Source organism: Bacillus sp. DHT2 (genome assembly GCF_026241455.1).
Lineage (GTDB): Bacteria > Bacillota > Bacilli > Bacillales > Bacillaceae_G > Bacillus_A > Bacillus_A pseudomycoides.
Map to the genome: position 1 here is coordinate 88,138 of NZ_JAPHWH010000001.1, position 14,763 is coordinate 102,900.

At 33.4% G+C, this 14,763-nt stretch carries 13 protein-coding genes and 1 pseudogene; 10 read left to right on the forward strand and 4 right to left on the reverse strand.

Translation table 11 applies throughout. From position 1 onward, the window contains the following. Positions 1-14 precede the first annotated feature (14 nt). The 7 genes from ORL93_RS00450 (at position 15) to aiiA (ending at position 6,832) form a co-directional block, all read left to right on the forward strand. Positions 15-206: a hypothetical protein gene (locus tag ORL93_RS00450; RefSeq protein ID WP_265958416.1), complete on the forward strand. Its 192-nt coding sequence runs from the start codon at positions 15-17 to the stop codon at positions 204-206. A gap of 506 nt (positions 207-712) precedes the next feature. Further along, positions 713-1,564 carry an MBL fold metallo-hydrolase gene (locus ORL93_RS00455; protein ID WP_098135483.1) on the forward strand — a complete coding sequence of 284 codons (852 nt, stop codon included), beginning with the start codon at positions 713-715 and terminating at the stop codon, positions 1,562-1,564. An 804-nt stretch (positions 1,565-2,368) separates the two neighbouring features. Next, complete coding sequence (locus ORL93_RS00460; RefSeq protein WP_018781827.1) at positions 2,369-2,905, forward strand: hypothetical protein; 537 nt, start codon at positions 2,369-2,371, stop codon at positions 2,903-2,905. A 296-nt stretch (positions 2,906-3,201) separates the two neighbouring features. Next, positions 3,202-4,131: an AAA family ATPase gene (locus tag ORL93_RS00465; RefSeq protein ID WP_265958417.1), complete on the forward strand. Its 930-nt coding sequence runs from the start codon at positions 3,202-3,204 to the stop codon at positions 4,129-4,131. Then, complete coding sequence (locus tag ORL93_RS00470; RefSeq protein ID WP_097794045.1) at positions 4,128-5,225, forward strand: DUF58 domain-containing protein; 1,098 nt, start codon at positions 4,128-4,130, stop codon at positions 5,223-5,225. The genes ORL93_RS00465 and ORL93_RS00470 overlap by 4 nt, the downstream gene beginning before the upstream one ends. Positions 5,226-5,236: 11 nt before the next feature. After that, entirely contained in the window at positions 5,237-5,989 is a 753-nt protein-coding gene (locus tag ORL93_RS00475; RefSeq protein ID WP_040118882.1) for a hypothetical protein, read from the forward strand. Positions 5,990-6,079: 90 nt separating this feature from the next. After that, positions 6,080-6,832 carry a quorum-quenching N-acyl homoserine lactonase AiiA gene (aiiA, locus tag ORL93_RS00480; protein WP_018781824.1) on the forward strand — a complete coding sequence of 251 codons (753 nt, stop codon included), beginning with the start codon at positions 6,080-6,082 and terminating at the stop codon, positions 6,830-6,832. 617 nt (positions 6,833-7,449) lie between these two features. Here aiiA and ORL93_RS00485 read toward each other — a convergent pair. Both ORL93_RS00485 and ORL93_RS00490 read right to left on the reverse strand, forming a co-directional pair. After that, on the reverse strand, positions 7,450-10,233 hold the full coding sequence (locus tag ORL93_RS00485) for a dynamin family protein (protein WP_097794042.1): 2,784 nt from the start codon (positions 10,231-10,233) through the stop codon (positions 7,450-7,452). Between the two features lie 471 nt (positions 10,234-10,704). Further along, on the reverse strand, positions 10,705-10,875 hold the full coding sequence (locus ORL93_RS00490) for a hypothetical protein (RefSeq protein WP_018781817.1): 171 nt from the start codon (positions 10,873-10,875) through the stop codon (positions 10,705-10,707). A gap of 236 nt (positions 10,876-11,111) precedes the next feature. On the opposite strand from ORL93_RS00490, the gene ORL93_RS00495 reads away from it, so the two are divergent. Both ORL93_RS00495 and hfq read left to right on the forward strand, forming a co-directional pair. Further along, positions 11,112-11,357, forward strand: coding sequence for an AbrB/MazE/SpoVT family DNA-binding domain-containing protein (locus ORL93_RS00495; RefSeq protein WP_097794041.1), 246 nt, complete (start codon positions 11,112-11,114; stop codon positions 11,355-11,357). A 238-nt stretch (positions 11,358-11,595) separates the two neighbouring features. Next, complete coding sequence (gene hfq / locus ORL93_RS00500) at positions 11,596-11,784, forward strand: RNA chaperone Hfq (RefSeq protein ID WP_097794040.1); 189 nt, start codon at positions 11,596-11,598, stop codon at positions 11,782-11,784. A 267-nt stretch (positions 11,785-12,051) separates the two neighbouring features. On the opposite strand, the gene ORL93_RS00505 is transcribed toward hfq, so the two are convergent. Further along, positions 12,052-12,387, reverse strand: coding sequence for a hypothetical protein (locus ORL93_RS00505; protein WP_006095233.1), 336 nt, complete (start codon positions 12,385-12,387; stop codon positions 12,052-12,054). 218 nt (positions 12,388-12,605) lie between these two features. After that, a pseudogene (locus tag ORL93_RS00510) lies at positions 12,606-12,803 on the reverse strand (methyltransferase domain-containing protein); the annotation flags it as partial. Positions 12,804-13,314: 511 nt separating this feature from the next. On the opposite strand from ORL93_RS00510, the gene pdxR reads away from it, so the two are divergent. Further along, complete coding sequence (gene pdxR, locus ORL93_RS00515; protein ID WP_265958418.1) at positions 13,315-14,757, forward strand: MocR-like pyridoxine biosynthesis transcription factor PdxR; 1,443 nt, start codon at positions 13,315-13,317, stop codon at positions 14,755-14,757. Positions 14,758-14,763 lie beyond the last annotated feature (6 nt).

Consider the following 14,763-nt stretch of genomic DNA (forward strand, 5'->3'; position numbering starts at 1 on the left):
ATGAGATAATTAGAATGAGAATAGTGGCATTTAAAGGGTTAAACAATAATTTCTTTATAGAAGAAGACAACGAGAAGAAAACGAAAAAAGAAAATAAATCGGTAATATCATTTGTATGTTCATTTAATTATGATATTCCATTTCCGGTAATTGGTAATAATGTGACTCTTCATCTATGTAACAGCTGGTATAAAAATATCATATAGGGTAAATTGAAAAACAGGTATATTGACGTTTTTTAAGTTATACATCGTGCCGATGTGTAACAAACGACTGTAAGGAATTAATTCTCGATGAATTCGTTTTTTATAGTAAAACAAGAAATTTTAATATCTTTTTGAATTTCTAGTGAGGGGAACTTTTTTAGTTGATATAGATGCAGAATAAAAATGGAGGAAGGAGATTATATGTTGATAAAAAACGTATAAAGGATATGCAAAATAAAGACTATATTTTGCTAACATAAAATCAAAGTATCACAAAACCTTTCAAAGTTCCTTCAGAAGTACAGAGGGAGCTTTCCATTCACATAATCAGCGTTCTAGGAATAAAACAAATTCCCTAAAAAGTCTTTCTTTCTATCTACCTCTGTATGTAAAATTATATTTGTTCTTTAAGTGAAGAGCTTGTTCGTAATTAAGACATTATAGAGAATGCAACTATTTTATCTATAAAAAGGCATAATAAAAAAATCAGCAAGGGGAACAAAAAATTGCAGAAACTAAAGAGAATATCTAATCGAGTTTTATACTTACCACCGTATCAAGAAACAGATCGTCCTATTCTAGCTGCTGTTAAAGGGGAAGAAAAGACACTATTAATTGATGCTGGAAATTCTTCGAAACATGCTAGATTATTTTTGGAACAATTAGATACATATGATATTAAAGGAGAATGGCTTATACTTACACATTCCGACTGGGATCATATATTTGGAATGTATGAGATGCAAATGCCAATTATTTCTCATTATAAAACTTATAACAAAATTAAACAGTTACAGAATTTATCGTGGGAAGATAAATATTTAGACCAACGTGTTAAAGAGGGTCTAGAAATTCCATTTTGTGCGGATGCAATAAAGAAAGAGCTAGGAAATCAGAGGGAGATTATCCTCCCATTACCTGATATTACATTCGATAAGAAAATGACTTTGAATCTAGGTGGGGTGACGTGTGCAATTGAACATGTAGGTGGAGATCACGCTGATGATTCTACTGTCATTTATATTCAGGAAGAAAAAGTTCTTTTTCTAGGAGATTGTATGTATGCAAATCTCTACTCAAAGAAGTGGAGTTATACGATAGAGAATACGCTCCAGTTAATTGAACAAATTGAGAAATACGATGCGGAAATTTTTGTTTTATCCCATCATGAAGCTCCATTAACTAAAGAAGAGTTTCAATTAGAACTTAAATTCTTAAAAACTACAGCATTGCTTACAAAAAAGTATGAAGGAAGCTCAGAGGCAATAGTTAAAGAAATGTCTAAGTCTTTACAGAGAAGTTTAACTGAAGATGAAATTGAGACCATCACTTTTTTTGTTAATGGATTTTCGGAATAACAAAGTTAATAATGTTTCAAGAGGGGAACTATAGATTAGTACCTATTTTTATATTGCTGTATTAAATTGGGATTTAAGGTGAATCGAAATGTTATAAAGTAAAATATGTTTACCATCATACGTAAATTTAAAGTTATCAGGCTTAAGTGTGAAAAGAAGTAAGTACTATGCTGCTAGGGGATGCATATCAGTGTTATGAACGCTGGTATTGCAGCCCTTTTTTGTTCTGCTAAATTATAGATAAGTGTTCTCTGTCCTAGCCGTTGTTTTTACCGCTCATCCCGGGATGAAGTACAGAATACTGAGGTCAATACGTTTATAATTACGTTTAAATAAACAAGGCTTGCCCTAAGGTTTATTCTTATTTTTTTGCTTCTGTTCGCCTTCTTCGATTTACAAAGCCTTTGGAGGAATTTCCGGTCTTATCTATTCAAGATGCTTGGCATTACAAATATGTAGAAGGATGCGAAGTTAGAGGGGATAATGGAATAAATCTGTAAAATTAAACCGCCTATAATGGGCGGTCAATTTTTTATGTATTAATCAATTTCATGGGAAGCTTCTAAAGGAGGGAAACCTAGATAAGAAGCTTACTATGTGAATTTGAAATAAAGTCATACCGTTTATAAAAAAGTATCGCAAACCATTTAAAAGCCCCTTTAGAAGTACTTAAGGGAATTTTCATTGACATAATCAGCGTTCTAGGAATAAAAACAAATTTCCTAAAAAGTCTTCCTTTCTATCTATCTTTTAAAGTAAAATTATTCCTGTATTTTAATTTTTTGGATAGAGAAAGGGAGTTCTATGAAATCTTTAATAAAAGTAACATGTACAGCATTTTTACTTACAAGCTTAATGGCAGCTTGTAGTGAACAAACTACAACAAAGCAAGAAGTAATTACTCAATCAAAGAAATCAGAAAAAGTGTCTGAAGAGAACAGAATGGAGAAGGATGCACTACGATATGGAGAAATTGCAAAAGGTGGATACTACAGAGCAACAGTTGAAAATGCAAAATATGAAAAAGTAGATGGAATAGGGCGCATTGTAGCTCGTGTTACGATCAATAATGCTCGGGCCGATGAAAAAGCAATTGATCTTTCAGAAATACAGTATTTTGTTAAAGATGAAAAGACGGGAAAAAAATATGAAGGTCAAGTTATGCCTATATACGAAGAGAAATTCAAAAGTGTGCCAGTTGGCTACTCTTTAACTTTTGACGTTTCATTTAAGACGGAAAATTCACCAAAAGATTTCAATAATATGTATGTATATATGGATAGTAAGCTTGATCCATTTGGAGATATCCATTGGAAGCTTGATAATCTAGTATCTAAATGAAAAGATGTCTAATTTAGGCATCTTTTCTTGTTTAGTGAGTTGTCTATACCATTTATTTTTTATTTGTATACTCTTATATGATAGCAAGTTATCGTGTTGTAAATAGATGTAGTATTTTTATAGCATTGAGAAGTTTTAGTCCTTTGCTTCTTTGGTTATATTCATGATACTCACTATTCACTCGGTAGAGTTCATGTTGCAGTGATTTTGAAGAAAACTCATATTTTCCAGTTTATAGAAAAAGATTATCGTGTTAAAATATCGGAAAAGTCAAAAAATAAAGGTGGGTAAGAAATATGTCTATATTAGAGAAAATTAAAGAAAATGTTTCGAAGGTCATTGTAGGCAAGGAAGAGGTAATCGATTTAGCGATGATTGCGCTAGTTGCAAATGGACATGTTTTATTAGAAGACGTGCCAGGAACAGGGAAAACAACATTAGCCAAAACTCTTGCGAAAAGTATCGATGGGGCTTTTCAGCGTATTCAATTTACATCGGATACGTTGCCAGGTGATGTAGTAGGATTAGAATACTTTGATATGAAAGAAAGTGATTTTAAAACGAGAAAGGGTCCTATTTTTGCAAATCTTGTTTTAGTAGATGAAATTAATCGGGCCGTTCCACGGACACAATCAGCGTTGTTAGAGGTAATGGAGGAGCGTACGGTAACAATCGCGGGAGTAACGCATGTATTACCAGATCCGTTTATTGTGTTAGCTACACAAAATCCGTTAGAATCGGCAGGAACATTTGCACTTCCAGATGCGCAGTTAGATCGTTTTCTATTAACGATTCGCCAAGGGTACCCAAATCGTAAATATGAAAAGGAAATGTTGAAACGGTTTAAAGAAAAAAATCCATTTAATGACTTACAAAGCGTTGTAACTCTTTCTGACATATTGGAGTTGCAAGAGCAATCGAAAAAGATTCATATGCACGATGAGGTGGAAGAATACTTACTTGATATTGTAGAAGCGACGCGAAAACATGATTTAGTAGAAGTTGGGGTAAGTCCGCGTGGGTCTTTAGCTTTTATGAGAGCGGCGCAGGCAAGGGCGTTATTAAAGGGGCGGGACTATGTAACCCCTGATGATTTGAAAGCTTTGGCAGTTCCGGTTTGTGCCCACCGGTTAACATTAACAATTGAAGGGGATATGAAAACAACAAAAGTAGATGTACTGCAAGGAATTTTAGAAAAACTTGCAGTGCCAGTGGAAAGCGTATGAATGAAATTATAAAAAGGAAACATCCGTTAATGGAACCTCTCTCTATAGGGGGAATCGGTGTTATTTGTCTTATACTCGTCGTATTTACCAATCAATTTTTCATTGTAGCTATCTTTTTATTTTATTTGCTGCTAGTTGGATTTTTGTATTTGTATATGAAGGCAGTCATGAAAGTGAAATGGGATATTTCCCAAAATCAACAGAGACTATTTATGAGCGAAAGCGGAGCGTGTACAGTGCAAATTATAAATGAAGCACGTTTTCCCATTTTTAAAGCAGCTCTTCAGTTTCGTTCTAATGAACAAATAGAGTGGGAAACGGATCAGAAGATGCAGCGTTCGCATCACTCTTATCACATTCCTCTCCAAATAGAAGGAAGAGATATGATAACAATTACGTTAGGGGGGAATGCAAATGAAAGAGGGAGGCAAGGATGGCAAGCTGCAGAACTTATGATATCAGATCCATTCGGCCTTATAACGTATTACTTGCCTATTGAACAAAAGACACTCCCTGAATTTCATATTCTTCCGCAAATGTCGAAAGTAACGATACCGGAAATGACAACATGGAAGCATGGATTTCGCAGAGCAGCTGTTTCTCCGTTATATGATGAAACGAAAATAGTAGGCGTGAAAGAATATGAGGGGGAATCGTTTCGCTCGATCCATTGGGGAGCGACTGCGAAAACTGGGGTAATAAGTGCAAAAAAGTATGAATATACACAAGGCGATCGTTATGCGCTATATGTAAATGTATTAGGGAAAACAGGATATACGCTTCGTACGGATATGGAATATTTAATTCAAGTCGCGGCGGGGGTATGCCGGGAGTTAATTTCACAAGACTGCTCGTTCGAATTATGGATAAATGGAGTACGGGAACAAGGTGTCATTCATTTAAAGGGGGGAAAACATCGAAAACAACTTTATAAAGCAATGGATCTTTTATCCTCGTTAACCGAAAAGGATACGCCGCTGAATACACATTTCTTTTATCAAACAGGATTCCGAAGACAAGAAGCAGGGTGTATCCCATTAATTATTGGATATCCACCTGAAAAACAAAAAGGGTGGATACAAATTGTGAAGTAAAGGGAGGAACGGTGAATACATTGAAATGGGGATCACGTGTTATATTTTGTTTCCTAGCTATTGGTCTTTGCTTTATATTAGCGATTGGAATAACGAAAGGCGCTTTTTTCGCAAAGGAACAGGTAATAGATTCTTCTCAATCAAAGGTAGGAGAGGGTGGTGAACCGCTAACACCAAGAAAATGGAAATCCATAGGAGAAGGAACGCCGATGGAACCAGGGGAGGATTCAGGAGTATTATATGAAATTGAAGATCCACCAGATTTTAATAAAGATGGATATTATAAGAAAGGGGATTTCAAAGGAATTCCTCGAGATAGAAAGGTGCCAATTGGCGGCGAAGAGTTTCTAGGAGTTAGCACTGAAAATATATTTATACAAATTGGCATCCTTTTCTTAGTAATATTAATCGTATTTTTCATCTTTCGTCGTATGCGGAATAAGAAGCAGCAGATTCATAATATATCTTTGAAACAAAAAGAAATACGAAAAATTGGGACCGATGCAGAACCAGAGGATCAAGACAGCTTAATCCTTCCAGCAGAAGAAGTGCGAGCAATGCTAATCAAATGGGAACTAACTTTACCGAAATTTGAAAAGAGAAGGTTTCAAGAAACGGTTCAACAATGGTTTTCCCGTATTCGCAAAAGCGATGATATTATTCCAGTTTATGAGAAAGTAAGATATGGGGAAGGAACTGCTTCAAATGAAGAATTACAGATGATGCGGAGATGGATAAGTGAACATGTAAAGAAAAGTTTATAGTGAAAAAAGAGATAGAAGGAGAAAGTTTGCTATTAGCGGAAGTATTACTGTATTGTTTCATCCAAACTGATATGAGAAGGTGGATATAGAATGACCGTTAAAAAACTTTACTTTTTACCAGCTGGCCGCTGTATGTTGGATCATTCTTCTGTTAATAGTACGCTTACTCCTGGTAAACTGTTGAATTTGCCAGTATGGTGCTATCTTTTGGAAACGACAGAAGGTCCAATTTTAATAGATACAGGGATGCCAGAAAGCGCAGTAGATAATGAAGATCTTTTTAAGGGAACGTTTGTTGAAGGGCAGATTCTTCCGAAAATGAAACCGGATGATAGAATCGTAAATATTTTAAAACGAGTGGGTTATGCGCCAGAAGATCTTCTCTGTGTTATTAGCTCTCATTTGCATTTTGACCATGCTGGGGGGAATGGGAGCTTCAGCCATGCACCTATTATTGTGCAACGAACTGAACATGATGCAGCTTTACATAGAGCAGAATATTTAAAGGAATGCATATTACCAGATTTGAACTATCAAATGATTGAGGGAGATTATGAAGTAATGCCTGGTGTTCAGTTGCTCTATACACCAGGGCATTCCCCGGGTCATCAATCAATACTCGTTAAAACGGAAAAGTCAGGTTCTGTTTTATTAACAATTGATGCATCTTACACACAGGAAAACTTTGAGCAGGGTGTCCCGTTCGCAGGATTTGATTCAGAAATGGCCTCCCAATCTATTAACCGATTAAAAGAAATTGTTTTGGATGAAAAACCTATCGTTTTCTTTGGGCATGATATGGAACAAGAGAAAAGGTGTAAAACATTTCCTGAATTTTTATAATGTACTCATTTTATGGAAATAAAACATAATATAACTACACCTTTTTTCATACGGATTTATGGAGAGATGACTTTCTAATAAAATTTTAAAAGGTGGAAGGTATGAGGGAAATCATAATGCTGTTAAGTATAATGATATGTTTTTTGGCGTTAAGTGGGTGTGATCGCACATATTCATATGCTGGAGAAAGTAAGCATTAGAAAGGAAAATATGTTATCTCACAAACGGATGATAGCGAATTTGGAGAAGGTTCAATTACTTATAAAGGAAAAGATAGGGAAAACATCAATGAAGCAAAATGGAAAGTTGAGAATAGTAGTGGCAAACAAGAAGGAACGGGATTTATTGATAGAGGCATAATTCAATTGAAATCATCATGTTCAGGTTGTGCAGTACAGGATAAGGAAGAAGCATTTCTTGTCACAATTGAATGGGGGGGAAAGAAAGAGGCATTTGAAATGAAATACAAGTAAGTGTGATTGTTGGGCACATGCCAGACGGAAGTTTGATGAAGCCTTAAAGGCTTTACCTGATTCACAGAAGGGGAAAAAAGTGAAGTAAACAAAAAAGCAACTCCAAAATCAACTTTTATTGTATATTTTGGAGTTACTTTACGGTTACTCTATGCTTGTTTCTAAAGTTAAATCTGTATAGGAATTATCCTCACCTATATTTAAGATTACTTCACATTGACGTAATCTTAATTTAAAGAGCGTTATAGAATCATGATAAACTTCAGGATTTGATCTCATTTTATGCAGTGTATCTTGTTTTTCTTGTATTTCTAAATGAGTGTTTTCTATAGCTTGTTTCAACGCGCCAAATGGATTTTTAAAGAACATATTAATATCCCGCTCTAGTGCGTTTTCAAATAGCTCAAATTGCAAGAAAAATTTGTTTATAATAGAAGCCGTTACATCGGTATAATCTTCATTTTCTAAATACTGTTTGTATTTGTTATATAGCATAGCTTTATTTTTAGGAAGAACTCCAAATAATTTCCCGGCACTTTTCAATAAAAATTGTGCTGGTGTAAATCGGCGTAAGATATTTACTTCTTCCATTTGTATTCTAGTTGTCATTCTATCAGTATCTCTGCGCCAGTCATCAAGCACTTTAAAGTCACATTCTAACTGTATTCGATTTTCTCCACATAAAGAATTAAGTCCTTCACTGATTTCTTCTAAGTACGATTGACTTTGAAGGAACTCGTTATTAGAAATTGCAATCCAATTTTGCATAGAGCGAGCAAGATTAGGTAACACAGTTTGTTCTAGATATTTTTGAACTCTTTCGTTCATCGCTGCATTTAGTTCAATATCAATGTGCCCAAAATCGCTTTCTTCACTAATTAAATCAGAACAACTCTGCAATAGTTTCGGAATATGTTCTGTAAGATCATTAGTAATTTCGTTTTTCATTGTACGATATGATTGTGTAATGAAATGAATTTTTTCCTTCTCAAAAGCAGTAAGGTTATTAATAAAACCATTTAGTTTAACTAACATATCTTCATTCCAATTAATAGAATCCACTAGGTTGTTTTCCATCTCGACGCGTTTATCCAAAAGATATGTAATTGTTTTTCGGATGAAAAACAATAGCTTTTCAGTACGTTCTGCATCGATATTTTTATGGTTAAAGTTAAAATGAATAAACTCAGTTAAATCGTTTAGTTGTTGACTATTTGTATATAACGAAGAGTAAGGGAAAATTCTCGCATGCGGGAAATATGCGTTTATTCTCGCTTGCGTATCATGTATAACTCTTTTTGCTTCTGCTTCACTGTAAATGTTATCGATTTTATTTAATAAGAAATGAATTTGTAGATTTGGTGTATGTTCTTGAATACTTAATAGAATGTCACGTTCTTTGTCAGTAAAAGGTGAATCCGCATTCAATACGAATAATAATTCGTCTACAGAATTTAAATATTCGAATGTCTCATCTCTAGTGTCGTTGTTCCTATTAAAGCTAGGTGTAACAACGAATGTAAGTTTATTTTTACTTAAAAATCTGCATGGTAATTTAAATTCAACACATGCTCTATCTTTATATGTTTGGCGGTGTAGAGACATCATGTTATGGAAATCAGAGAAATTCTCAGTTGTTGTAATTGTTGAATCTGTTATAGCGTTAATTTCTGTATGAGCGTCATTTTTAAAGACAACTACATTTGAGATTGAGTTTTCTAATATATTTTCTCCTAGTATAGAGTTAATAAATGAAGCTTTTCCGTTTCCTGAAGTTCCAGTTACTAAAAGGCGATTTGTTTTTAAATCTGCAAGCTCGCCAACTAACCATCTAAATCGATGACCCATTTCTAAATCATGTTTTTGTGCCCACTGTGTAATAGATTCAAAAAGATGTAAACTATACTCTAAGCCATTCACATGATTAATAGAATATGACAGTAGGTTTTCCGCATGTTTTATATTTGCTGAATCTATTTTGGAAGGGAAAATCTCATCCCATGCCAATACTGCTGCAGATGGAAATACAGAATGAGACGGATTGGCTACCTTTAACCAATTTGTTAAAAGATTTGGAATGATATCGTGTAATTGTCTTAGCGTATATTGACCTTGAATTAATTCAAAGTACGTTTCTTCGTAAAGAGAAGAAATTTTGTCCCATATATCGGACGAATGTATTTCGATATGTAAGAAAAATTCATTTATTATTTTAAGCCATAATAAGTAATTTTGTTCATTTTTATAGCTGTGCCAAAGTGATGAAACAATTTGCGTAAATTGTACTTGATCTACATTATTTAATGTAACTAATACTTTATAAAAATAGTCTGGTGAAATATTTTTAGTAAATCCTTTATCGATATATTCTTTTAGAACCTCAAACCATGGAAAAGATTCTGTTCGAATTAACTCATTTACAGCAAGCTCTACTGCACTGTCAAAATCTTGCTGTTCTTCATAAAAGGAACGTGCAATTGTTGTGACGTTTGGATAATCGGGATTTAAAGAAACCGCTTCTTTAATAACAGCGAAAGCTGAATCAAGATTATTTTGCTCGATGTAAAGAGACAGTAATTGCAATACAATTTCGGTCATAAGTATTTTGTTATCAGTAGTAATGGAGGTATAAACATTTTCAGCAACTGATAATTGGTTAAGTTCGAAGTAAGCATCCGCAATATTTTTTTGTGCCCATGGTGCTAATTCATTACTGACTTTCTCCCATTTAAAAATAGCTGTTTCAAAATCTTGATGGTGATAATAAAATTCACCTTGTGCAAAACGAATATAAGATCCATCGGAAATCTCATTTTTTTGTTCGTTTAAATAAGCTCCTCCAAGTACTTGAAGAGGTGGATGTGTTTCATTCTCCATTAGGAATGTTTCATAATATATCTTTTTTATTAATTGTTTTTCTAATCTCATTTTTTCCTCCACTATATCTTGGGAAATACATTTTTCTCCATTTGTCAATATTTTTTTGTATTTATGCTTTTTATTTTAACAAAGAATTTCTTTTGGAAAATTTCAATTTCCTTTCATTTTTTAAGTAAGATTGAATTTTAATGAGAAAAGTTTCAGTTTTTTTTCAATTTCCTTTCACTTGTGAAACAACATTAGATGTTCCTAATAACTCAATACGAATATACATTAAGTTGTAATATTCCATGTAGGGTTCTGTTGCAAAGTTTATTAAAGAATAATTGAATTGATAATTCAATAGGTCTTGAATAGAAGAAAATCTATTTTGAAGAGTATTAGGGGTTTTAAATTTGATGTGTAGGTTTTCAGAGGAAATAAAAAAGGTTAGCCGTTATTTGCGACTTAACCCTTTCTCAACAAGTTGGCGAATTGCTTCATTTCGATTTTTTAGCTTATTTTCGTGCCAAAAACTCTCTATTCGTCTTTGTCTAGATTTGTCGTTTCGTCTTGTGATAAATCTATTTTTATTCCGTTAGCTAACCTTTGAGCTGAATCCTGCATTTGCTCTTGGGACTTACTAGGAGTATTTAGAGCATCTGAAGGCATGTTGTTGACTTGAAGATTTACTAGATCTTTTTTATCCATGGTATATAGCTCCTTCTTTAATTTAAATTTAGATGTAATGTAATTATTAAGTAATTACTTGGATATTTTACATCTTAAGAACGATTTATATACAAGAGATATATTGAGAAATCACTTAACTATAGTGAGTCTTGTAAGTTTTCGGATCATTATGTTTTTCATGTATGGAGAAAGCTTGTTACAATAGTAAAGAATAACTTGGGTACACTTGATAATGAAATGGGGAAAGATGCTAGATGAAAACAACCGGAATGACTAGAAAAGTAGATCAATTAGGGCGTGTGGTAATCCCAAAGGAACTTAGAAATACGCTAGGTATTAAAGAAAAATCACCATTAGAAATCTTTATAAAAGGTGAAGACATTGTTTTACAGAAGTATCAGCCTGGTGGTGTTTGTGCAGTAACAGGAGAAGGATTAAATCGTAACATATCATTAGCAAATGACAAGATAACATTAAGTCCAGAGGGTGCAAAACTGTAAATAAAGGACTTAGAACAGTATCTTGTAAAATAATCGGCTCCTTTAAAGGGGATTTTTTAAAGTTCAATTATAATAATTTCACGTATCATAATTATTAATAAAAAATTAATACATAAAGCTAGGGGATTCTTTTTATCTCAACTGAAATGTACCTTTTGGGTAAATATATTGAGAAATACGTCTATGAAACAGCATTTCAATTCAAATATGATACGATTATAGAAAGGGAGGGAGCTATATGAAGGATTTACAAGAAGAAACATATGGATTATTAAAAGAGAAAAAAGAGGAAATCACTGTGTTTTTAAAGAGTGGCGTTCGGATACCTGGGCAGATTCTCGCAATGGATAAATTTACGATTCTAATGATGGTTCATGGTAAACAGCAACTCGTTTACAAACAAGCCATTTCAACAATTACTACATAATACATATTAGAATGATGTAACATTTTCTCAATATTATATATATATCCGATATAATAAGTAATTCTCTTTATATTATTTCTATATATTAGTTGTTTCCTGATGCAGAATCCTTATGATAAGGGTTCTTTTTTTGTTCCATTTAGTTTGGATTTATTACAAAAAAAGACCTGATACCAAGTCTTTTTTATGCCAGGATTCCTTATTCAATCTTACTCATTTCTCTTATTCTTCATCCTTTGTTTTAGCTGATTTTCAAGAAGGGAACGTCTATTTAGAATTAGGATTATAATGAATAGTTCTATAAATACTATGATGAATATCAGGTAAGAGATCTTGATACATCTGAGGATCTATTTCTCCTTTATTTAGTGCAATATCTAATTGTGTTTTTTGTTCTATTGCAAAGTAATGGATTAACTTTGCTTCATCTATGCCTTTTTTAGATGCAAACTCAGCTAGAGTTATTCCTTGCTTCATTGCATTATTATATTCATTTGAACTTGAATTTAAAAATTTTAATAATGCTTGTTGATTTACTGTATATGTGAATACTTGTCCTTCTTTAGCGTAACTTACAGAAGTTTTAGCATTCCAAAATGTCATGAAGCAACAAAAACATAATATCCAACATATCTTTTTCATAAAAGCACCTTAGCTTTCTTTTATATGATTTGATAGTATAGCTTATCCTATTTTATAAAAATTACTTTATATGAGGACTCGCCACATGCCCATCAACTTAAGGAATGGGTTGTTCCCCAAAACGAAAAAAATGAGTTGAATTATTATACATAACTTTGGAAAGATAAAATCTTCGTTTTTTATTTCGAGTATTCAGAATTACAATTTTTACAACACATATTAGCTGAACTACTAAACCAAAAAATGAGACTCAAAGATACTACATCAAAAGATTCATTAGGGAATTGTAATTGCTCTGCATTCATTGGTAGAAGTGTAATAGGTTTTTCATGTGTTTTTGCTTTGTTTAACAAATCTTGTGAGAGATCAATTCTTGTAAGCTGGACATCAGAAGGTAGAAAACGAAAGTCTTATCTGGTTCCAACGCCAACAAATAAAAGATGCTGTTTTGATTTGAGAGGAAGAGGAGAAAACGATTTCTTCCTTGCATTTATTCCGCTATTCGTGGGCAGTAAGAATCCCAACTCAAACTTCAGCAAAAGCAAAGAAGTTAGGCGGGGGATCAACTGTCCGTAAAAGCCCGATTGGTGAGGGCTAGTAATCAGAGGGGGATGAAGAAAAACCCTCTGATTAAAGTTTCACTTTATAAATAATTTGTTTTGCATTCTGTAATCATGAATTACAGAACCAATTTTATCTATAACTTTAAATTTTGTGAGGTTGTAGGTTAATAAAAATAGGTGTAGATGTAAAATAAAGTCATGATATTTGTAAAAAAGCTGTATGAATGGTGTTTTAAACCATACCACTAGTGAAAGAAAATACACATGTGGTGGACCTTTTGAGATAGATGTAATTATGTAAAAATGTTAGTAAGGGGGCAAGGAAGTGTTTAATGATTTTAAGTTTGTAGACAATCGTCCGGTGTATATCCAATTGAAGGATCATTTGAAAAAAATGATTATGAAAGGTCAACTATTGGAGCATCAGAAGCTCCCATCTACCCGAGAATTAAGCAAATTATTATCGATTAGTAGAACTACTGTTCTCACTACTTACGCAGATTTAGAACAAGAAGGCCTAATCTATGCGATAAAGGGAAAAGGAAATTTTGTAGGGAAGGTCGATGCATCCCAAACACCATCTATTGAACTAAACTGGAAAGAAAAGCTCAATAAAGTTATCTTGCAAGCTGATGAATTGGATTTAATGAAGCACGGTGTTCGCTGGGAAAAGGGCATGATTTCATTCAATAGCATTGCCCCGGATGAAAAACTTTTTGATGTTGAAAATTTTAAAAGGGCTTTTTTGACGAGGTTATCCAATGAAGGTGATATCATTTTGAACTACGGATATGCCAAAGGTTATAGACCCCTAATTCATTACCTTCTTCATTATATGGAAATGAAAGGAGTAGACATTTCCAATAAAGATATTCTTATCACGAATGGCTTCACTGAGGGTCTGGATATTTTATTGTCTTCTTTAGCTAAAAAATCCGGGCGTATTATTTGTGAAAACCCTACCCATCATACTGCATTAAAGCTTTTTCGATTACATGGATATGAAATCCACGGGATGGAAATGAAGGATGATGGTATCGATATTTGTCAAGTTGAGAAAAGCTTGTTCGAAACAGATTTTGATTTTGCATATCTAATTCCGTCCTACCATAACCCTACCGGGATTGTCACCTCCTCTGAAAAAAGGTCTAAAATTATGAAACTTTTTTCAAAATATCAAATTCCAATTGTAGAGGATGGATTTAATGAGGAATTACGTTATTCAGGTTCACATTTAGTGCCGTTATTGACTTTTTCCGGACCCGGGAACAATGTTATCTATATTAGCAGTTTTTCAAAAGTTCTTTTTCCGGGCTTACGTGTTGGTTGGATTTTAGCGGATAAGAAATTAATCCACTACTTGGAAAGTATGAAAAGGGCACGAAATATTCATACGTCCACATTGGATCAGGCAGTACTTTATCAATATTTACATGATGGCTATTTCGAAAAATATTTAAAAAAGGCCAAGTCAATTTATAAGAAAAAATATGAACTAGCCCTTAATTCTTGTAATCAATACATTCCATTTAAAAGAATGACTGGAGATGGCGGACTTCATCTTTTTATAGAGTTAGAAAAAGGAATAAATACACGTATACTTTTGAAAAAATGTTATCAAAAGGGAGTTGTTTTTTCTCCTGGAGATGTCTTTTACACGGATGGAAAGGGAAGTAATACGTTTCGATTAGGATTCTCTCGGTTAAGAGAGGAAGATATTCTCAATGGAATTAAGATAATTGGTGATACCTTAAAAAATGAAAATTAGGAGTTG

What these genes read in the sequence shown, in the direction of transcription:
- ORL93_RS00450 (WP_265958416.1), top strand. Translation starts at nt 15, where the DNA reads ATGAGAATAGTGGCATTTAAAGGGTTAAACAATAATTTCTTTATAGAA.
- ORL93_RS00460 (WP_018781827.1), top strand. Translation starts at nt 2,369, where the DNA reads ATGAAATCTTTAATAAAAGTAACATGTACAGCATTTTTACTTACAAGC.
- ORL93_RS00465 (WP_265958417.1), top strand. Translation starts at nt 3,202, where the DNA reads ATGTCTATATTAGAGAAAATTAAAGAAAATGTTTCGAAGGTCATTGTA.
- ORL93_RS00470 (WP_097794045.1), top strand. Translation starts at nt 4,128, where the DNA reads ATGAATGAAATTATAAAAAGGAAACATCCGTTAATGGAACCTCTCTCT.
- aiiA (WP_018781824.1), top strand. Translation starts at nt 6,080, where the DNA reads ATGACCGTTAAAAAACTTTACTTTTTACCAGCTGGCCGCTGTATGTTG.
- ORL93_RS00485 (WP_097794042.1), bottom strand. Translation starts at nt 10,233, where the DNA reads ATGAGATTAGAAAAACAATTAATAAAAAAGATATATTATGAAACATTC.
- ORL93_RS00490 (WP_018781817.1), bottom strand. Translation starts at nt 10,875, where the DNA reads ATGGATAAAAAAGATCTAGTAAATCTTCAAGTCAACAACATGCCTTCA.
- ORL93_RS00495 (WP_097794041.1), top strand. Translation starts at nt 11,112, where the DNA reads ATGAAAACAACCGGAATGACTAGAAAAGTAGATCAATTAGGGCGTGTG.
- hfq (WP_097794040.1), top strand. Translation starts at nt 11,596, where the DNA reads ATGAAGGATTTACAAGAAGAAACATATGGATTATTAAAAGAGAAAAAA.
- ORL93_RS00505 (WP_006095233.1), bottom strand. Translation starts at nt 12,387, where the DNA reads ATGACATTTTGGAATGCTAAAACTTCTGTAAGTTACGCTAAAGAAGGA.